Origin of the sequence: uncultured Oscillibacter sp. (genome assembly GCF_910579365.1) — a bacterium.
GTDB lineage: Bacteria > Bacillota > Clostridia > Oscillospirales > Oscillospiraceae > Oscillibacter.
The window spans coordinates 34,749-53,006 of the sequence record NZ_CAJTUX010000007.1 but is presented as its reverse complement, the minus strand read 5'-3'; the positions used below and the strand labels follow the sequence as shown (position 1 = coordinate 53,006).

General features: G+C 63.8%; 17 protein-coding genes. 8 read left to right on the top strand and 9 right to left on the bottom strand.

The window, feature by feature from the left end:
• Positions 1-99: 99 nt before the first annotated feature.
• The 6 genes from QZ329_RS03615 to QZ329_RS03590 all read right to left on the bottom strand — a co-directional run bounded on the left by QZ329_RS03615 (position 100) and on the right by QZ329_RS03590 (position 5,595).
• Positions 100-1,317, bottom strand: coding sequence for a 5-bromo-4-chloroindolyl phosphate hydrolysis family protein (locus tag QZ329_RS03615; RefSeq protein ID WP_295748404.1), 1,218 nt, complete (start codon positions 1,315-1,317; stop codon positions 100-102).
• Positions 1,318-1,320: 3 nt separating this feature from the next.
• Complete coding sequence (locus QZ329_RS03610) at positions 1,321-1,530, bottom strand: DUF896 domain-containing protein (RefSeq protein ID WP_295748402.1); 210 nt, start codon at positions 1,528-1,530, stop codon at positions 1,321-1,323.
• Complete coding sequence (locus QZ329_RS03605) at positions 1,527-1,748, bottom strand: DUF4177 domain-containing protein (RefSeq protein ID WP_295748400.1); 222 nt, start codon at positions 1,746-1,748, stop codon at positions 1,527-1,529. The genes QZ329_RS03610 and QZ329_RS03605 overlap by 4 nt, the downstream gene beginning before the upstream one ends.
• A 74-nt stretch (positions 1,749-1,822) precedes the next feature.
• Positions 1,823-2,614, bottom strand: a complete 792-nt coding sequence (locus QZ329_RS03600) for a YlmH/Sll1252 family protein (RefSeq protein ID WP_295748398.1) — start codon at positions 2,612-2,614, stop codon at positions 1,823-1,825.
• Positions 2,607-4,358 (bottom strand): ABC transporter ATP-binding protein, encoded by a 1,752-nt coding sequence (locus QZ329_RS03595; protein ID WP_295748396.1) that lies wholly within the window; start codon positions 4,356-4,358, stop codon positions 2,607-2,609. The genes QZ329_RS03600 and QZ329_RS03595 overlap by 8 nt, the downstream gene beginning before the upstream one ends.
• 115 nt (positions 4,359-4,473) lie before the next feature.
• Complete coding sequence (locus QZ329_RS03590; protein ID WP_295748394.1) at positions 4,474-5,595, bottom strand: SH3 domain-containing protein; 1,122 nt, start codon at positions 5,593-5,595, stop codon at positions 4,474-4,476.
• A 223-nt stretch (positions 5,596-5,818) separates the two neighbouring features.
• On the opposite strand from QZ329_RS03590, the gene udk reads away from it, so the two are divergent.
• Positions 5,819-6,436 carry a uridine kinase gene (gene udk, locus QZ329_RS03585; RefSeq protein WP_295748392.1) on the top strand — a complete coding sequence of 206 codons (618 nt, stop codon included), beginning with the start codon at positions 5,819-5,821 and terminating at the stop codon, positions 6,434-6,436.
• 160 nt (positions 6,437-6,596) lie between these two features.
• Here the strand turns inward: udk and QZ329_RS03580 are convergent, their stop codons facing one another.
• A complete protein-coding gene (locus tag QZ329_RS03580; protein ID WP_295748390.1) occupies positions 6,597-7,844 on the bottom strand; it encodes a tetratricopeptide repeat protein in 1,248 nt (415 codons plus the stop codon).
• A gap of 15 nt (positions 7,845-7,859) precedes the next feature.
• Positions 7,860-9,458, bottom strand: coding sequence for a hypothetical protein (locus QZ329_RS03575; RefSeq protein ID WP_295748389.1), 1,599 nt, complete (start codon positions 9,456-9,458; stop codon positions 7,860-7,862).
• 184 nt (positions 9,459-9,642) lie between these two features.
• On the opposite strand from QZ329_RS03575, the gene QZ329_RS03570 reads away from it, so the two are divergent.
• Both QZ329_RS03570 and QZ329_RS03565 read left to right on the top strand, forming a co-directional pair.
• Positions 9,643-10,539, top strand: a complete 897-nt coding sequence (locus QZ329_RS03570) for a hypothetical protein (protein ID WP_295748387.1) — start codon at positions 9,643-9,645, stop codon at positions 10,537-10,539.
• A gap of 162 nt (positions 10,540-10,701) precedes the next feature.
• Positions 10,702-11,271, top strand: coding sequence for a manganese efflux pump MntP family protein (locus QZ329_RS03565; protein ID WP_295748385.1), 570 nt, complete (start codon positions 10,702-10,704; stop codon positions 11,269-11,271).
• A gap of 43 nt (positions 11,272-11,314) precedes the next feature.
• Here QZ329_RS03565 and QZ329_RS03560 read toward each other — a convergent pair whose 3' ends face one another.
• Positions 11,315-12,313: a DUF4397 domain-containing protein gene (locus QZ329_RS03560; RefSeq protein ID WP_295748383.1), complete on the bottom strand. Its 999-nt coding sequence runs from the start codon at positions 12,311-12,313 to the stop codon at positions 11,315-11,317.
• 356 nt (positions 12,314-12,669) lie between these two features.
• Here QZ329_RS03560 and QZ329_RS03555 point away from each other — a divergent pair, with 356 nt between their 5' ends.
• The 5 genes from QZ329_RS03555 to QZ329_RS03535 all read left to right on the top strand — a co-directional run bounded on the left by QZ329_RS03555 (position 12,670) and on the right by QZ329_RS03535 (position 18,252).
• Entirely contained in the window at positions 12,670-13,326 is a 657-nt protein-coding gene (locus tag QZ329_RS03555; RefSeq protein ID WP_295748382.1) for a response regulator transcription factor, read from the top strand.
• A gap of 104 nt (positions 13,327-13,430) precedes the next feature.
• Positions 13,431-14,873 carry a HAMP domain-containing sensor histidine kinase gene (locus QZ329_RS03550; protein ID WP_295748380.1) on the top strand — a complete coding sequence of 481 codons (1,443 nt, stop codon included), beginning with the start codon at positions 13,431-13,433 and terminating at the stop codon, positions 14,871-14,873.
• Positions 14,837-15,619, top strand: coding sequence for a hypothetical protein (locus tag QZ329_RS03545; protein ID WP_295748378.1), 783 nt, complete (start codon positions 14,837-14,839; stop codon positions 15,617-15,619). Before QZ329_RS03550 ends, QZ329_RS03545 begins: the two co-directional genes overlap by 37 nt.
• 82 nt (positions 15,620-15,701) lie before the next feature.
• Positions 15,702-16,640: a M15 family metallopeptidase gene (locus tag QZ329_RS03540; RefSeq protein WP_295748376.1), complete on the top strand. Its 939-nt coding sequence runs from the start codon at positions 15,702-15,704 to the stop codon at positions 16,638-16,640.
• A gap of 259 nt (positions 16,641-16,899) precedes the next feature.
• Entirely contained in the window at positions 16,900-18,252 is a 1,353-nt protein-coding gene (locus QZ329_RS03535) for an MATE family efflux transporter (RefSeq protein WP_295748430.1), read from the top strand.
• Positions 18,253-18,258: the final 6 nt, after the last annotated feature.

Here is an 18,258-nt window from a genome sequence, read left to right as displayed (position 1 = left end):
TGAAGCGGAAACCATCCGCCGGCTTCCGGCTCTCCTTCTGCTCACCACAGGTTAGCAAACCCATAAAAACAGCCCGGTCCCCAAGGGACCAGGCTGTTTTTACTCCTCTTCCGTCTGAAAGGCAGCCCCGCCCAGGCCGAAGTCCTGCTCCGCGCTGCCGGTGTCCCGGCGAAGCATGTGCTCCATGACCCGGATGTCCGAGTCCACATCCATGGCCTCCGCCTGATAGAGCTCGTCCAGCTGGTGCTCGAAGCCCTTGACTATGGAGTCCATGGTGTTCTCAATCCGCTGCTTGGCCTGGCGGAGGTTCTCCCCCTCCACTCCGGCGGCCTCAAACTGGGCGTAGGAGTTCAGCAGCTTCTGGGTGGTGGGCAGGTAGTAGTTCAGGAAGGTGCCGATGCGGTCCGCCTTCTTCGGGTCCTCCTCCACGGCCTTGAAGATTTTCGCCGTGATCTCCTCCAGGCGGGAGATTTGCGCGGAGAGAACGGGGTCCGCGATCTGGTCGTTGGCCCGGCGGATGTTCCGGAGGATGCCGGAATACCCCTCCTCCGCCTCCTTGGGGGCGGCCTGCGGGGGCGTTTTGGGCTCCGCCTCCGCAGCCTCCTGAACCTCCTGGAAGCGCTGGCGGAAGCCCGCCTCCGCCCCGCTGCCCCGGAAGAGGTAGCCCAGCTCCGCGTTCAGATACGCCTTCCCGCCGAAGTACCCCTTGTCGATCATCTTCTCCAGGTCCTTTTCCACCCGCCGCTCAGAGTAGCCCAGGGTCCGGGCCAGCTCGTCAATGGGCATGGCCTCCCGGTCTCCCAGAACCAGGAGGTATTTGGAATAGCGCTTGAGCTGGCGTTCCATAGAGAAGCCGCTGTACAGCATGGCTCCGCCTCCGGCAGCCAGGGCCAGCCCGCTGAACAGATCCTCCAGCCACCAGAGGGAGGTCCAGTCGTTCTGCATGGCCCACAGGGTGCTGCTCACCCCATCTATCGCGGCATTCATGCCGAAGAACAGCACAATCAGGCCGATGATTTTCAGCCACCACGCATTGGCTTTCTTTGCCTTGGGGGACTTGGTGACCTTCTTCACCGCCTTGGCGGCCTTTGTCTGCCGGTGGGGCGCGGAGGTCCCGGTCCCGGAAGCTCCGGCCTGTCCCGGGGAGCCGGTCCCCTGGAGGGGCGGGGCCTTCTGAGCGGGTTTCTTCTCGTCCTCGGCAAAGAGCTTGCCGAACAGCAGCACCAGCCCCACGGGCCAGAAAAACCAGAAGGCCAGGATAATCAGGGGCCAGCTCCAGTCCCCGACGCCGGAGTTCTTTTTCTTGTTCTCCGCCATGATTCAGCCCTCTTTCTGTTTCAGCTTCCGCCTGCGCCCCTGTTCGTCTACAAGATAGGTGTGGTCCAGCTGGCCCTTCAGGTTCCCCAGCACGGAGTCGATATAGGCCCGGCGGAGGACGGCCTGCTCCGCCTGCTCCGCCTCCGTCAGCCCCTCTGGGGTCTTGGCCTTGCGGGCCAGCTCGTTGATGCGGTCAATCTGCTCCTGCTTCACGCTTGTCCCCCCTGTTCCCGCTCGAAGATCAGCTCAACAGATTCAATAAACCCGCCGGCCCTCTGTTTCTTTGGCACAAAGCCGGCGTACCGCCAGCCCTCCGCCGCCCTGCGGAGGATGATTTCCCGGTGTCCGTCTGTCTCCAGTCCGATGCCGCCAAAGAGGCTGTACCCGCTTCCATAATCGCATTGGACGATTTCAAACTCATACTCCAGCATTCCAAACTCCTCCCCTATTTCATACGGCCTTCCGGCCCGCCATTCTTCAAATTGGTACCGGATTTTTTCCCGCCTCAAACGTAGACCTGCAAGACGATGGAGATTCTCCCCTTCCGGGTCAGGCCCCCTACCTCGCTGAGCTCAAATTTTCCAAACCCCCGGGCGGACACCACGTCCCCTGCCTCCAGCGGCTTGTCCGGCTTCACGCACTCCCGCCAGTTCAGCTGGACCTTTCCGCTTTCGATGAGGGCGGCGGCCTTGCCCCGGGCCAGCCGGAAGCCGCTTGCCGCCACGGCGTCCAGCCGCAGGGAGGACACCGTGTCCCGGACCTCTTTCCGCTGTATCGCCGGAATGTGGAGATTTTCCGGCGCAATGGCCGTCACGCGGAGCTTCGTCCTCCCGGCGGAGGTCCAGCTTTGCAGGAGGAAATCCGCCACGCTGTCCAATACCAGCAAATCCGCGCTGTCCGGACCCACCAGGATGTCCCCCACCTTCTCCCGCACGATGCCCAGGCCCATGAGGCTGCCCAGGAAATCCCGGTGATCCGGTTTTTCCTCCTCCCGAAACGAGGCCCGGAGGCAGCGAATGGGGCTTTCAGCGTTCTCCGGCTCCAGCCAGTCCGGCAGGAAGAGGATCATCTGCCGTTCCGCCCCCTCATAGCCGCCCTGAAGGACATAGGCGGTCTCCGGAATTCCCGCCAGACGCAGACAGTCCTGTGCCCAGGCCCGCTGCTGGGGGCTGAGGAAGTCCGTGGCGGCGGGGATGTTCCGGCTCTCCGCCTGCCCCGCCTTGTCCAGGACCTTTGCCAGGGCCAGCCGGTCCTCTCCGGTCAGGCCCAGTCGGTCCAGCAGCGCGCCCTTATCCATGGCGCAGCTCCTGGGTGTGGACCAGGGCGGCGTAGGCTCCGTCCTTGGCCATCAGCTCCTCGTGGCTTCCCAGCTCCACCATTTTCCCGTCCTCAATGACGGCGATGCGGTCGGCGTTGCGGACGGTGGAGAGCCGGTGGGCGATGATGATGGTGGTCCTGCCCTTGGAAAGCTTGTCGAACGCCTCCTGGAGCTTGGCCTCCGTCACGCTGTCCAGGGCGGACGTGGCCTCGTCCAGAATCAGCACCGGCGGGTCTTTCAGAAAGATGCGGGCAATGGAAATCCGCTGCTTCTGCCCGCCGGAGAGCAGCACGCCCCGCTCGCCCACGTAGGTGTTGAACCCGTCGGGCATGGCGACGATGTCGTCGTAAATCTCCGCCAGGCGGGCGGCCCGGGCCACCTCCTCCTCCGTGGCCCCAGGGCGGCCATAGCGGATGTTCTCCAGAATGCTGGCGGCGAAGAGGAACACGTCCTGCTGCACCACGCCCACATTCCGCCGGAGGGACTCCTGGGTCACTTGCCGCACGTCCGTGCCGTCCAGCCGGACGGCTCCCTCGGTCACGTCGTAGAACCGGGGGATAAGCTGGCACAGGGTGGACTTTCCCCCGCCAGAGGGGCCCACCACCGCCAGCGTCTCGCCGGGGCGGATGTGAAGGTCCACGTCCCGCAGCACCGCCAGGTCCTCCTGATAGGCGAAGCTGATGTGATCCACGTCAATCTTTCCCTCCACCCGGTCCAGGACCTTGGCGTCCGGGGCGTCCTTCAGGGCGGGCTCCTCCCGCATAAGCTCGATGAAGCGGCCCAGGCCCGCCGTGCCGTTGGCGAAGAGCTCCGCGAAGTTGGAGAGTTTCCGCACCGGGGTGACGAAGGTGGTGATGTAAAGACTGAAGGTGGTGAGGTCGATGACGTTCAGCTCCCCCCGCATGATGAGCAGTCCTCCGGCGGCGATGACGGCGGCGGAGAGGATGCAGAGGAAGAACTCCATGGTGGCGTTGAACCGTCCCATGGCCTTGTGGAAAGCCCGCTTGGAGGTTTTGAAGGTGGCGTTGGAGCTGTCAAACTTCTGAAGCTCCGCCCCCTCGTTGGCAAAGGCTTTGGCCGTGCGGATACCGGAGAGGCCGGACTCAATGTCGGAATTGATGACGGCGGTCTTCTGCTTCACGGCGGCGGAGGCGGCGCTCATGGACTTCCGGCAGGACCAGACCACGGCGAAGAACACGGGCACGATGCAGGTGATCACCAGGGCCAGCCGCCACTGAATGGTGAACATGATAATCAGGGAGCCCACGATGGTGACGCCGGAGATGAAAATGTCCTCCGGCCCGTGGTGCGCCAGCTCCGTGATGTCGAAGAGGTCCGCCGTCAGGCGGCTCATGAGCTGGCCAGTGCGGTTTTTGTCGTAATAGTTGAAGCTCAGCTCCTGCATGTGGCGAAACAGGTCGTGGCGGATGTCCGCCTCCACCAGGATGCCGAAGGTGTGCCCCCAATAGCAGATCACATAGGTCAGCAGCGCCCGGAGAACGAAAGCGGCAAACACCACTCCCATCACGGCGAAAAAGGTCTTGTAGGCGCTCTGGGGCAGCAATTCATACATGCACCAGCGGGACACGGCAGGGAAGGCCAGGTCGATGAGGGAAATCAGCAGCGCACAGCTGAGGTCCATCAAAAACAGCCGCCGGTGAGGCCGGAAGTAGGAGAGGAAAATCCGCAGGGCGGATTTTTGCTGGAAATCCTGGGTGGTCATGTTTGGTATTCCTCCATTGTCAACACATGATGATACAGTTTAGCATTATAACATGGTTTTCCCGGTCATGCAAGAAAACATCCCCGGACTTAGGTCCGGGGATGTTGGGGGCTTCTCAGGAATTCGACAGGAACTCGCCCTTCATATAGCCGCTGGTGGTCACGCCGCCTACAGCGGTGAAGGTGATCTCGTACCAGTCGTTCCCCGCGCTGGAGACCACCTGGACGGAACCGCCGTTGGGAATGGTGGCCAGAATCTCGTAATTCGTGCCGGGGCCGGAGCGCACCCGGACGCCGTTGCCGCCGTTGATGACCGTGGCCCTCCCCGTCCGCAGGGAGCCGGACGGCGCGGCGGACCCGCCGCCGGAGGAAGTGCCGCCGGAAGAGGTACCGCCGGAGGAAGTGCCGCCGGAGGAAGTACCGCCGGAGGAGGCACTGCCGGAGACCCGGACAATGCAGATCGCCTTCTTGGACCCGTCCGTAACCACCACGTTGGTGGTGCCAGAGGCCACCGGGGTGACGGTGCCGTCGCTGGACACCTTGGCGATGGAGGGGTTCTCGCTGATCCAGGTATAAGTCCCGGTGCCGCCGGAGACCTTCAGCTGCCAGTCTCCCTCGGAGACCTTCCGGCTGAAGTCCGTCCGGCTGAGGGTCAGCCCGCCGGGCAGCGCCGCCGCGGAGGCGTAGCTCATGCCGCTTGTCCCGCTGGTTCCACCGGAATTCGTCCCACCGGAACTCGTCCCACCGGAACTCGTCCCACCGGAACTCGTCCCACCGGAATTCGTTCCGCCGGCATTGCCGCCCTCGGGCATGGAGCCGTCGTCCGGCGTTTCCGTTTCGCCGGGCTCACTGGAGGCATCGGGGTCGGGGTCATCAGGGTCCGTAACGGCGGGGTCCCCGGCGGGAGTATTCCCCGGCGTGGGATTGACGTCAGGCTCCTTGGGCGCGGAAATGCCGGGCTTGCTGTCTCCGCCGTCCTTGCCGGAGAACTTGTCCGCGATCTTGTCGCCATAGAGCAGATAGACCAGCAGCGCAGCCATCAGCACAATCAGCACAATCAAAACAGGCGTCACGACGCTGTACGCGCTCCGCCCGGAGGGGCTTCTGGTTCCCTCCCGAAGAATGGGGCGGCGGCGGGGCTCCTCCTCCTCCCAATACTCCTCCTCTTCACAGAAGGGGCAGTTCTTATAGGTGTCGGAGTATCGCTCTCCGCAGACTGGGCAGCGCTTCATTGCCATGATCGGTCCTCCCGCGTCGTAATATTTTGTCGTTCATCCGTCTTTATTGTTTCACCGTCCGGAGACAGCTTGTAACCGTATTTTATATCATATCCGCTTTCTCCGCCGCCGTCAAGTGCGAGTCCGGCGAAATTTGTGAATTTTCTCGGTTCTCCTTGCTTTTTCGCCGTCAAGCCATATAATGGATGTGGGACTACGAAATGAAACCGTGGGAGGTACGCGTATGAGCGCCATCATCATCGGCATCGCCGGAGGCAGCGGCTCCGGCAAAACCACCCTGACCCGGCACTTGAAAGACCACTTCGGCGGCAACGTCACCGTCATCGGACACGACAGCTACTACCGGCGGCAGGAGGGCAAGACCTACGAGGAGCGGGCCCTTCAGAATTACGACCATCCCGACGCCTTTGAGACGGACCTTCTGATCCGGCACCTGCGGGAGCTGCGGGAGGGCCGGTCCATCCAATGCCCGGTGTACTCCTATGTGGATCACAACCGGACGGACCAGACGGCGGAGGTTTTCCCCACCAAGGTGCTGATTGTGGAGGGCATCCTGATCTTTCAGGACCCGGCCCTCCGGGAGCTGTTCGACATCAAGATTTTCGTAGAGACCGACGCGGACGAGCGCATCCTCCGCCGGGCCCTCCGGGACGTGGAGGAGCGGGGGCGGACCCTGCGGTCCGTGGTGACGCAGTATCTGACCACGGTGAAGCCCATGCACGAGCAGTATGTGGAACCCTCCCGAAAGTACGCGGACATCATCGTTCTGGAGGGCGGACACAATTTGGTGGCTCTGGAGATGATTATGCAGCGGATTCAAAACCATATCGACCGGGAGTGAACCGGAAGCGCCGCAGGCGGGAACCTCTGCCGCGCCCGGTCCGCAGCACAAGAAGCCCCCGGCGGGAAGTCGCAGCGCGCTTCCCGCCGGGGACGTTTTTTCGACTGCCGCGGCCCTCCCGGTCCGGGGAGGCCGCATGCTCCGCCGCGGACCTTCGCCCTTACTTCCGCCGGACCCACTTGCCGAAGAGGGTCTTCTTGTAATGCAGCAGCTCCTCCTTGGCCTTGTCGAAGTTTCCGGCCTTCTGGAGATAGGCCACGCCCTTGGGAATGTCCTCCGTCACGCCCAGGCCCCGGGCGTAGATGGCGCCCCGCATATAGTCCGCCTCCTGATTCTGCCAGGTCACCTCGTCCAAGAGCCGGAGGGTCCGGCCATAGTCCTGAGGCGTGCCCCAGCCGTTGAAGCAGCACTTGGCCAGGTAGAACGCCCCCCACTTGCTGCCCAGCTTGTCGTGGGCGATGGAGAGGTGGTGAACGGCCTTCGCGTAGTCCTGGGGCACGCCCTGGCCCAGGAAATAGGCCCGGCCCAGATGGTTGTTGGCCCCCATGTGCTCGGGGTCCAGGGCCAGCTCCTTTTCATAGCAGGAGACCGCGTAGGCCGGGTCCTTCTCCACGCCCTTGCCGTCGAAATAGAACCAGCCCACGGAGAACCAGCTGTCCGCGTTGTTGGCCTCGGCGGATTTCTTGTACCAGTGAAGAGCCTCCTGGAACCGCTCCTCCTTCCGCAGCTCCTCGGCGTAGATGAACTGGTGTGTGGGATAGCCCAGCTCCGCGCCGGTCTTCCAGAGGTCCTTCGCCTTTTCCGGCCGGGGCGCGATGATGTCCTCGTCCCCCTGGGTGTAATAGCGGTTCAAGTTGTTGGCGGCGAAGTGGACGCCGCCCCGGAAGGCCTTCCAGAACCAGTCCTCGCACTTGGAAATCTGCTCTTTCAAATATGTTTTGAACTCCGCCTGGCTGGGGAAGGAGTCCTTGCCCTTGTTCTGGATGCGGAGGAAATCCCACCAGAAATAGCTGTTGCCCACGACATACTGGCAGAACGCGTCCCCCTCCTTCGCCAGAGCCTCCACCTGGTCAAAGGCCTCCTGGAGATTGGCGAAGGGCATCTTCTTCTGGACGGAGGGCGTCAGCTCTCCGCTCCGCAGAGCCACCAGCACCCCCAGGGCGCTGCCCTGCTCCACGGACTTGTGGAGCAGGGCCGTGGCCTTATCGTCGTCCTCCGGGAAGCCGTGTCCGCCCCAGACATATTGATAGCCGCAGTAGCACCGGGCCAGCACGCAGGTGGCGTCCCCGTCTCCGGCGGCGGAGGCCTTCTCCAGCAGGGCGAACGCCTCCTTGCCCCGGCCCGTCCGCACATTGTAGTAGATGTCCTGGAGGGCCTGCTTTACTTCCTTGCTCAAAACCGCTGCCATGATGATTCTCCTTTTTTACTTTGGTTTTTTAATTTTCTTCCAGTCCCTGCCCTCCGGCAGGAGCCGGGGATAATCCGTCAGCCATGCCGCCGCCTCTCTGGGCGGCATTTTCGTTATGTAAAAACCCAGTTCCGCCCCGTCGGGCCGGGTGGCCTCCACGGTGCAGCGGCCATCCAGCTTGTCTCCGGCGGTGACGCGAATCCACAGATAGCCCACAGGGTGCGTCAAGTCCACCAGCTGGTAGGTTCCGTCCACAATCCCCTCCGCCGCAGCCTGAACGTCCTCCGCCGTAAAGGTGGTGTGGTTCTCGGCGGCGCCGCTGGCGTATACCAGAGACAGCCGGGCCTGGGATTTTTTAGAGGACGGGGCGGTCTTGGGCGCGTCCTCATAGACCCGCCGCAGGTCCCAGCCCGCAAGATTCGGAACCTCCCGCCGCAGCCAGCCCGCCAGAATCTCCCGGGCTTCCCGGCCGTCCGCGGACCGGGAAAGGCCCAGCCTCTCCCCGCCGGAGGCCGCCGCCAGCTCCAGCACCAGCACAACGGCATCCCCCCGAACCGCCGTCCGCAGGGCGCGGAGCGTCCGCTCCCCCGCCTCTACAGGCCGGGTGGGCGTCAGGGTAAAGCCGCCCTCCTCTCCGGCAAGGCAGCGGCGCAGATGTTCCTCCACCAGAGTCTCCGTCACGCGGGAGGTCACCTCCCCGCCGGCCTCCAGAATCATGTCCTGGGGCCCGCCGCCTGTCTGTTTCCGCTGCAACTCCTCCGACGCGCGGAGGCTTTGCCTCTGGCGGAACTCCCGCTCAAACTCCTCCCGCTGGCTCTCGTCCATGTTCCAAAAGCCGCTCCACTGGCTGTTTTCCCCCCGCCGGGCCTCGGGAACCCGAAGCGCCAGACAGTCCGCCGCCGCCCGCAGCTCCTGGGGCTTTTTGAAATCGGTGATATTCGTCTGCCAGCGGTCGTCCACCAGCACCAGCTGTATGACGCGGCTGGTGTTGGTGCGGTTTCCGGCGCGGCGGCGCCGGATCTCGTCCACCGTGAAGATGCCCCGGATGCGGTCGATGCGGCTGGCCTTCTCCCCCAGGACCCACTCCCGGCCGATGCCCACCGCGTCAAACCACTGTCCGTTTTCCTCCAGGTCCTTGTCCACCATGGCAAAGAGCTCTTCCACCGGCGGGGCCTCGTCCGGATAGGGCAGCTGGCTGCGGATAGACTTGGCCAGGGTGCTTTTTGCCGGGAAAAAACTGTCCCGGATGGCCACATACGCCAGATAAAGCCCGCCCAGAAGGAAGAGCAGCCCGCCCACGCCGCAGAAGGCCAAGGTCACGTAATCCATCGTCTCAAAATAGGCCCGATCCTGTTTCAGCCCCACGCTGAGCATCACCAGCATCACCCCGGCCAGGGCCAGCACCAGCAGCGCCCAGATCAGCCAGGCAAGCCGCTTCCGCGTCCGGCTGAGGCAATAGCCCTCCGCCGCGCCGTTGGGGTTGTTCTTTCGCTGGATAGCCATCAAAATCAGAATGATGGGGATGGCGAAGATGCGCAGCACAAGAAACAGCGCCACGTACACCGCCACATTCCAGGGCCAGCGGAGAAAGCCCCCGCCTTTCTTTTCTTTCATCGTTTCCTGGTACCTCCTTGCGCCCCCTGGAGCGGGGGCCGATTCCTACCGTCGATTTTACCAGTTAGTCCCGGCTTTGTCCAGACCCTGCCGCCCTCTTTCTTCGCCGGAACGTCCTTGACTTTTTGCTGGGAGCACGCTATATTTTTCATTGCGAACTTATGTGAAAGGAAGCGTTTTTTGGATGTTCAAACTATTTGGAAAAAAAGAACCCTCCTCTCCGGAGGACCGTCTGGCGGAGTGCCGGAAAAAGCGGGACTGGGCGGGACTTGCCAAAGCGTACTATGATCTGGGCGCGGCCGCCATGGACCGGGGGGAGCTGAACCGGGCCCAGCTGTGGCTCCACCGGGCGGACACGATTTACAGCGCCCGGGACGACGTCTATGAAAAAGTGGGGGAGGCGCTGGCGGACGACTGCTCCGACCGCATCGGCCGGCTGGAGGAGGAGCACCTTTTGTACAACGACGTCCCCGCCCAGGTGGAGGAAAAGGCCGCCGGACTTGGAAACGCCAGAGTCCGGGTCTGGGGCCTGCTCTCTCTCGCCCGTCTGGTCAAACTGGGGGAGCGGCTGTCCGCCCTTCCCGGCTGCGAGGCGCTGGGCCGCCTGGGCTGGGCGGTGGACATGGTGCTGAAAAGCTTTCAGAACCCCCCCGCGGAGGAGGAGCTTAACAGGCTGGAGGCCCTCAGCAGCGCCCTCTACGCCCTGGGGGACGACCCGGCCTTCTGGGGAGCGGGGAGCGAGACCGCCGTCCCCAGCGGCGCGCCCTTCCAGGTCTTTGACCTCAACGGCCTCATGGGAGCCCATCTGGAGGCCGAGGCCTATCTCAGCGGGCACCTGGAGATGATCGCCGCCCTCAGTCAGGGGCAGGAGCCCCCCGAACCGGAGACGGGAATCATCGCCCAGGCGCTGCTGCCGGATTACTATGTCCGCACCGGCGCGGGGCGGCCGGAGGAGGCTCCCCAGGTCCAGGCGGAGCTGGGGCGAATCTGGAGCGATTACGACTTTATTTGCTCCTCCCCCTCCTGGGAGACTGTGGCGGAACGAATCGCCCAATACAAGGAGCTGGACATCCTGGCGTGAACACAGGGCGGAGGACCTGCCCCTCCGCCCTGCGTCCGGCCCCCGCAGGCAGGCGCAGAAGCGGCCCTCCCAGCGCCTTTCGACACGAAAGAGGCATATTCATTGACAGGCAGAATATGGTTGTGGTATCATTTAACAACTACAGCTCCGGGAGGCGCTTCTATGAACATGTTTGAACTGTTTCTCATCGCCGTCGGCCTTTCCATGGACGCCTTTGCCGTTTCCGTCTGCAAGGGCCTGTCCGTTCAGCGCCTGAGCCCCCGGCACTACCTGCTCACCGGCGCGTGGTTCGGCGGGTTCCAGGCCCTGATGCCCACCGCCGGCTTCCTGCTGGGTTCCACCTTCGAGCAGTACATCGTCTCCTTCGATCACTGGGTCGCCTTCCTCCTCCTGGCCTTTATCGGCGGGAACATGGTCAAGGAGAGCTCCTCCCAGGACGAGGAACACCACGACGGCTCCTTCTCCGTCCGGACCATGTTCCTCCTGGCCGTGGCCACCAGCATCGACGCGCTGGCGGTGGGCGTCACCTTCGCCCTGCTGCCGGACGTCCATATCGCCTCCGCCGTGTCCCTGATCGGCGTCACCACCTTCCTGCTCTCCGCCCTGGGGCTGAAGGTGGGCAACGTCTTCGGCCTGCGGTACAAGGCCCGGGCGGAGCTGGCGGGAGGCGTCATTCTGATTCTCATCGGCCTGAAAATCCTGCTGGAGCACCTGGGGATTCTCACGCTCTGACAAAACGCCCGCGCCAGAGACGGCGCGGGCGTCCTGCTGGGGGTCAGCGGTCCATCAGAATCAGGTTCTGGATGTTGTTTCGTCCGCTGCCGCTCTGGAGGAGATAGACGCTGTAAATGGCGTTGCTGGTCACGTCCAGATACAGCGAACCAAAGGTCTCCTGGGGCGGGTAAACACCCAGCCACGCGGAGTCCAGAGTCTCGATGTCCAGCCCCGCGGGCATGGGCGTCAGGTTCGTGTCGGCGTAGAAGAACTGGTAGGTGCCGGGCATGATGCGCTTGAAGGAGGCGACCTCCTTGAACCGCAAATCCGCCCAGACCACCCGGCCGTCGCTCATGATCACGTCCAGGGGCCCGCTGTTATAGGCCAGATTGCCGATGCGGAAGCTGGAGTACCCGTTGGTGGGCGGGCAGCAGCTGTCGGTGATCTGCATCAGGTCCAGGCCGCCGGCGGTGTTGACGATGGCGATGGTGGTAATGCCGTTGGCCTGGAAGGGCATGGTCTTCTGGATGTAGATATAGCCGTTTGTGCCGGTGACGGTCACCGTCTGATAGCCGGCGCTGACCTGACCGTAGGTCGTGGCGGAGGCGTAATTCAAAAGGTTCACAAAGCGGCGGTTCCCGACAAAAATGCGGAAGGCGGCATAGCCATAGCCCGCGTTCAGAAAGCGCACCTTGGCCGCCCCGGGCCACACCCCGCCCACAACGCCGGGCAGAACGATGATGCCGCCGCAGTTCCCGCTGGGGCAGGTCCAGATCTGGTTGCCGCCGCCGCCGACGGTATTGCCGGGGTAGACAGGGCCGCCCTCGCCGGGGTTGGGCAGGGGAATGACGGGCTCCGCCGCGTCGCCGCCGCCGGTGTTGCCGGGATAGACGGGGCCGCCCTCGCCGGGATTGGGCAGAGGAATCACCGGCACCTGGCCGGAATCGGCCGCGCCGTCGTTCATGTTGCCGGGATAGACGGGACCGCCCTCGCCCGGGTTGGGCAGGGGAATAACGGGCTCCGCAGCGGTCCGGGCGGAGCCGACGGCAAATTGCCGCATAACATTCTGTTCCATATAAGCAGCCGGAAGCAAACTTCCGGCGTCCTCCTTTCAGATGGGACTACACCAGCTTATGCCGGAGGGGTCCCCGCCGTTCATGATGCAAGAATGATGGAAGGATGATGCAGACTATAGCCTGCACAGTTGAAAAGAATCCAATGGATTCTTTTCAACGAAGCGCTGCTATGCAGCGCTTCGGGCCGCGCATGCGGCCTTTTGCGCCAGACTTCATAGGAAACGCATACGCGCCTTACGCGCCGGCGGACCTTTGGTCCGCCGGTTGAAAAGGAGCTTTGCTCCTTTTCAACTGCGTTGACTATATAGCCACAGGCATCCTGAGAAAAGGAGGAATCTCCGTGAACAACATTCTCATTGCCGAGGACGAGGCCCCCATCGCCCACCTCATCCAGACCGCCCTGGAGGGGGCGGGCTACCGCTGCGTCTGGGCCCCCGACGGCGCGGACGCGGCGGACAAGCTGGAGTCCCGTCCCTTCGACCTGGCGCTGCTGGACATCATGCTCCCCAAGGCCGACGGCTACGAGGTCCTGGAGTACTGCAAAAGTCTGGAGGTGCCGGTCATTTTCCTCACCGCCAAGGGCCAGCTGGAGGACCGGGTGAAGGGCCTCCGCCTGGGGGCGGAGGATTACATCGTCAAGCCCTTCGAACTGATGGAGCTTCTGGCCCGGGTGGAGACGGTTCTGCGCCGCTGCGGGAAGACGGGACGGGTCCTCTCCCTGCCGCCGGACATCGAGATCGACACCGCCAGCCGCGTGGTGCGGCGGGCCGGGCAGCCCGTGGCGCTGACCGCCAAGGAGTACGACCTGCTGCTTTTGTTCATGCAGAACAAGAACATCGCCCTCTACCGGGACCGCATTTACGAGAAGGTCTGGGGGGAGGAATTTTTAGGAGACAGCCGCACCGTGGACCTCCACATTCAAAGGATGCGGAAGAAGCTGGGGCTGGAAAACCGCCTGGTGGCCGTGTACAAGGTGGGCTACCGGCTGGAGATGTAGGGGCGGCCCCGCGCAGTCTCCGCCCCGCTCCACAGGACATATCCGGACCGAAGGCGGGGGTCGGGACGGAGCCCCGCCCCCGCGCAGGCAAAGGAGGAATGGTCTTGAAATTGTTTTGGAAGCTCTTTTGCAGCATGGTCCTCATCACGGCTCTGGCCTGCTCCGCCGGGGGCTACGCCCTCATTGGCGCGCAGTTCCGCTCCTCCCTGGAGAGGGAAGTGGACGCCCTGTATGAGGAAAACGACCTTCTCCGCTTCGCCCTGGCCCAGGAGCTGGCCTTCAACCCTCTCTACAGCCGCCAGGAGCTGGCCCAGGCCGCCGGCGGCATCACCATCACCACCGGCCGGGGAACCGTCTCCTTCCGCCTCAGCGACGAGACCGGGAAAGCCCTGGGCGGCAGCGGCGCGCTGCCGGTGGAGGCCGCGGCCCTCACCGCCGCCCTGCCCGAGGGACAGCGGGGCTGGGTCATGGCGGCCCTGGGGGACGGCCCGATTTACCTCCACGCCGCCAGTCCCCTGGCCCTGGAGGACGGCATTTTGTACCTGGAGAACTGCCGGGAGGTCAGCGAGCTCTTCCAGACCCGGTCCCAGCAGTACCAGAGCTTTTTTTCCCTGATGCTGGTTCTCACCGGGGCGGTGGGCGTCCTGTCCCTGGCCGTGGCCGCCATGCTGGTCCGGCCTCTGGCCCGCCTCTCCGCCGCCGCCCGCCGGATGGCGGAGGGAGACCTGGACCAGCGGGTCCGGGTGAACGGGGACGACGAGATCGCCCAGCTCTCGGCGGACTTCAACGTCATGGCCCACCGCATTCAGCGGCAGATGGCGGAGCTGCGGGCCGCCTCCCGGCGGCAGGAGGACTTTATCGGCAGCTTTGCCCACGAGATCAAAACGCCCCTGACCTCCATCATCGGCTACGCCGACCTCCTCCGCTCCCGGCCCGTCACGGCGGAACAGGTCCGGGAGAGCGCCGGGTATATTTTCGGCGAGGGCCGCCGGCTGGAGGCCCTGAGCCGGAAGCTGCTGGACCTCATCGTGCTGGAGCGGCAGGACTTTCCCCTCCGCCCGGTCCCTCTGGACGCCTTTTTGCGCCGGGTGGCCGGGGCCATGGAGCCGCCGCTTTCCCAGGCGGGAATCCGCCTGCGTGTCCAGGCGCAGGCGGTTCTGGCGCTGATGGAGCCGGACCTGATGGAGACCGTCTGCGTAAACCTTCTGGACAACGCCCGGAAGGCCATGGAGCACGGCGGCGAGGTCCTGCTGGAGGGCTTCTCCCAGGGGGAGGACTGCTGCATCCAGGTGACGGACCAGGGCAAGGGCATCCCGGCGGAGGAGCTGGGGCGGGTGACGGAGGCGTTCTATATGGTGGACAAGTCCCGGGCCAGGGCCCAGGGGGGCGCGGGTCTGGGGCTGGCCCTGTGCCTCCGGATCGCGGAGCTCCACGGCGGGACGCTGGAAATCGAAAGCGAGCCGGACAGGGGCGCCTGCGTCCGGGTCCGTTTAAAGAAAGGAGACGCGCCGTGCGAAACTGGAAAAACGGACTCTTCCCCGTCCTGACAGCCCTGACGGTGGCGGCCCTGGCCCTGCTGCCCCTGCGCCTTTCCACGCTGGAGGACGTGGAGCTCGCCGGCACCGTCCACGCCGAGCCCCTGACGGCGGACAACAACTTTCCCTTCAAGCCCCCGGAGCTGCCGGGCCGGGTGTGGCTGCTGGTCCAGTATCACTCCATGCCGGAGTTTCTGACCATCGTGCAGCAGGAGCCGGAGGCGGAAAAGCAGAAGGAGCTGTCCGCTCAGGCCCGGACGGAGCTGCAAAAGCTGGCGGAGCTGGGCATCCTGCCGGAAACTTCCGGCGTCTATAACGCGGATTTTTCCGCCAGCCTTCTCTATCTCCGGGACCAGCGGGACCTGTCCAGCGCGTCCTTCGCCATGCTGGATGCCTACGACCAAAAGGCCGGAAAAATCCTCTCTCTGTACCTGGACCAGGAATCCGGGCATATCCTGGCCCTGGAGCTGTTCTCCAAACAGCTCCGGGACTTTCCCGCCGCGGCGGAGACCATCGGCAGGACCTTCCTGGAGGACCTGGGGCTGGAGTACGAACTGCTGGAGGCTCACGAAGACAGCAGCGCCGGCTTCCGCCTGGCGGACAGCCGGGCTCTCTGCTGGGTCCAGCGGTATAGGGACTTTATGGGCATCATCCTGCAAATCGATTTGGAGACGGTGGACAGCGACACCCTGACCGCCATGGGCCTTCCTACTGACTCCGGCTTCTATAATGATGCCGTTTCGATACAAAAACGGTGAGACTTTGATGCAGGAATGTTTCGGTTTCGACGGGGACAGGCTTTAAGATAGAGACAGTTCAAAGGCAAAGGAGCTGTTTTCTATGTCCTTCTCTCATTCCTGCGTAATCCATGAATTTCCGCTCCCGGACCGGGAGTATTACGCCGCCTCGCCTATGCAGTGGGACGAGCCCACGGTCTCCAGGTCCCGCCGTCCGGCGCCCTCCCGGGCCCGGCGGAGAAAACGGTCCCCCTTGCTTTTGCCCGTTCTTCTGGGGCTGGCGCTGTTCGCCGGGGGCTTTCTGCTGGGGAGGGCCGGAGCTGTCGGGGACGTACCCTTTCCCCCGGCGGCCGCCTCCTCCCAGACCTCCGCCCCTCTCCCGGAGGAGCCGGGGACCGGGGACGCCCAGGCCATCCGCATCCGGACCGTCCCCGGCGCGGTGATCTCCAGCGGAGAGACGAAAACCGCCTCCCCTCAGGACGGCTGGAACCTGATCCTGGTCAACGGGGACCATCCCCTGCCGGAGGGCTTCTCCATTCCGGAGTTCACCCAATTGGTCAACGGGCACTCCATCGACAAGCGGGTCTATCCGGACCTCCAGCGGATGATGGATGCCTGCCGGGCGGAGGGGCTGGAGCCGATGATCTGCTCCTCGTACCGGACTCAGGAAAAGCAGGAGGCGCTTTTTGAACAAAAGGTTCGATCCTGCCTCTCTCAGGCCGGGAGCCGGGAGGAGGCGGAGGCCCTGGCCGCCCGGTGGGTGTCCCGCCCCGGAACCAGCGAGCACCAGGCGGGGCTGGCGGTGGACATTGTGGACAAGTCCTACCAGCTTCTGGACGAGGGGCAGGAGAAGACGGAGGTCCAGAAGTGGCTGATGGCGCACTGCGCGGACTACGGCTTCATCCTCCGCTATCCCACGGAGAAAAGCGCCCTCACCGGCGTGGGCTACGAGCCCTGGCACTACCGCTATGTGGGGCGGGAGGCCGCTCGGGAGATCACGGAGCAGGGCCTCTGCCTGGAGGAGTACCTAAGCGTCGGATAACGGAAAACGCGGACCGCAATGCGGTCCGCGTTTCATTTGCCGCAGCGGCGAATCAGCCCCGGAACACATTCATCACGTCCGCACAGGCGCTGATCTGACCGTCAAGGTCCAGCCCTTCCTCTCCCTGCCCGGCTGGCGCTCCGCCCCAGGACCTTCTTTCATAACCGTCAAAATGACGGTTTACACCTCCGATTTTGGGGACTATAATCAAAAGCCGCAGAGAAATTGAAAAGCGAGGTGTCCCCCTATGCGTCAAGATCTGAATCGGGATTTGACTGTGGGAAGACCGGAAACCGTCCTTTGGCGGTTCTGTCTTCCTCTGTTTGGAAGCATTCTCTTCCAGCAGCTCTACAACATCGCCGACAGCTTCGTTGCCGGAAAATTCATCGGTGAAACCGCCCTGGCCTCCGTGGGCAACAGCTACGAGGTGACGCTGATCTTTCTGGCCTTTGCCTTCGGCTGCAACATGGGCTGCTCCGTCGTCGTCTCCCAGCTCTTCGGAGCCAGGGAATACGGGACAATGAAGACGGCGGTCTCCACCGCCAGCATTGCAAGCGCCGTCCTCTGCGCCGCGCTGATGGTAACCGGCGTCCTGGGCTGCGGCGAGCTGCTCCGGCTCATCAACACCCCGGAGGAGGCTTTCTCCGCGTCCAAGCTGTATCTGGATATCTACATCTGGGGGCTCCCCTTCGTCTTTTTCTACAACATCGCCACCGGCGTCTTCTCCGCCCTGGGGGACTCCCGGACGCCCTTTCTCTTCCTGGCGGCCTCCTCCACGTCCAACATCGCGGTGGACATTCTCTTTGTCACCGTTTTCGACATGGGCGTCGCCGGCGTGGCCTGGGCCACCTTCCTCTGCCAGGGCGTCAGCTGCGTGCTGGCGGTGGGGGCGGTTTTTCTGCGCCTGCGAAGCATCGAAACCCAGGAGCCGCACCCGCTCTTCTCCCTCTTCCTCCTGCGGAAAATTGCCCTCATCGCCATCCCCAGCATCCTTCAGCAGAGCTTTATCTCCGTGGGCAACATCTTCATCCAGGGGGTCATCAACGGCTTCGGCACCGGCGTTATGGCGGGTTACTCCGCGGCGGTAAAGCTGAACAATCTGGTCATCACCTCCTTCACCACCCTGGGAAACGGCGTTTCCAATTACACGGCGCAGAACGTCGGCGCGAAAAAGCTCTCCCGGGTTCGGTCCGGCTTCCGGGCCGGGGTAAAGCTGGTGTGGCTGCTGAGCCTGCCGCTGTTTTTGCTGTACTTTTTTGCCGGGCGGCATGTCCTTCGCCTCTTCCTGGACCAGCCCACGGAGACGGCCCTGCAAACCGGCGTGTATTTTCTGCGCATCCTCTCCCCCTTCTACTTCCTGGTCTCCGTCAAGCTGGTGGCCGACGGCATCCTCCGGGGCTCCGGAAGAATGCTGCACTTCATGACCTCCACCTTCACCGATCTGGTTCTGCGGGTGGCGCTGGCGGCGGCGCTGGCGGAAACGGCCCTGGGTTCCACAGGCATCTGGTGCGCCTGGCCCATCGGCTGGACCATCGCCTCCGTCATGTCCATTCTCTTCTACCGCGCCGGGCCCTGGCGAAACGCCGGGGACCCGGAGGAATCCGGCATATAAAGCAGC

What these genes read in the sequence shown, in the direction of transcription:
- QZ329_RS03575 (WP_295748389.1), bottom strand. Translation starts at nt 9,458, where the DNA reads ATGAAAGAAAAGAAAGGCGGGGGCTTTCTCCGCTGGCCCTGGAATGTG.
- QZ329_RS03595 (WP_295748396.1), bottom strand. Translation starts at nt 4,358, where the DNA reads ATGACCACCCAGGATTTCCAGCAAAAATCCGCCCTGCGGATTTTCCTC.
- QZ329_RS03540 (WP_295748376.1), top strand. Translation starts at nt 15,702, where the DNA reads ATGTCCTTCTCTCATTCCTGCGTAATCCATGAATTTCCGCTCCCGGAC.
- QZ329_RS03590 (WP_295748394.1), bottom strand. Translation starts at nt 5,595, where the DNA reads ATGGCAATGAAGCGCTGCCCAGTCTGCGGAGAGCGATACTCCGACACC.
- QZ329_RS03570 (WP_295748387.1), top strand. Translation starts at nt 9,643, where the DNA reads ATGTTCAAACTATTTGGAAAAAAAGAACCCTCCTCTCCGGAGGACCGT.
- QZ329_RS03600 (WP_295748398.1), bottom strand. Translation starts at nt 2,614, where the DNA reads ATGGATAAGGGCGCGCTGCTGGACCGACTGGGCCTGACCGGAGAGGAC.
- QZ329_RS03605 (WP_295748400.1), bottom strand. Translation starts at nt 1,748, where the DNA reads ATGCTGGAGTATGAGTTTGAAATCGTCCAATGCGATTATGGAAGCGGG.
- udk (WP_295748392.1), top strand. Translation starts at nt 5,819, where the DNA reads ATGAGCGCCATCATCATCGGCATCGCCGGAGGCAGCGGCTCCGGCAAA.
- QZ329_RS03615 (WP_295748404.1), bottom strand. Translation starts at nt 1,317, where the DNA reads ATGGCGGAGAACAAGAAAAAGAACTCCGGCGTCGGGGACTGGAGCTGG.
- QZ329_RS03565 (WP_295748385.1), top strand. Translation starts at nt 10,702, where the DNA reads ATGAACATGTTTGAACTGTTTCTCATCGCCGTCGGCCTTTCCATGGAC.
- QZ329_RS03560 (WP_295748383.1), bottom strand. Translation starts at nt 12,313, where the DNA reads ATGCGGCAATTTGCCGTCGGCTCCGCCCGGACCGCTGCGGAGCCCGTT.
- QZ329_RS03580 (WP_295748390.1), bottom strand. Translation starts at nt 7,844, where the DNA reads ATGGCAGCGGTTTTGAGCAAGGAAGTAAAGCAGGCCCTCCAGGACATC.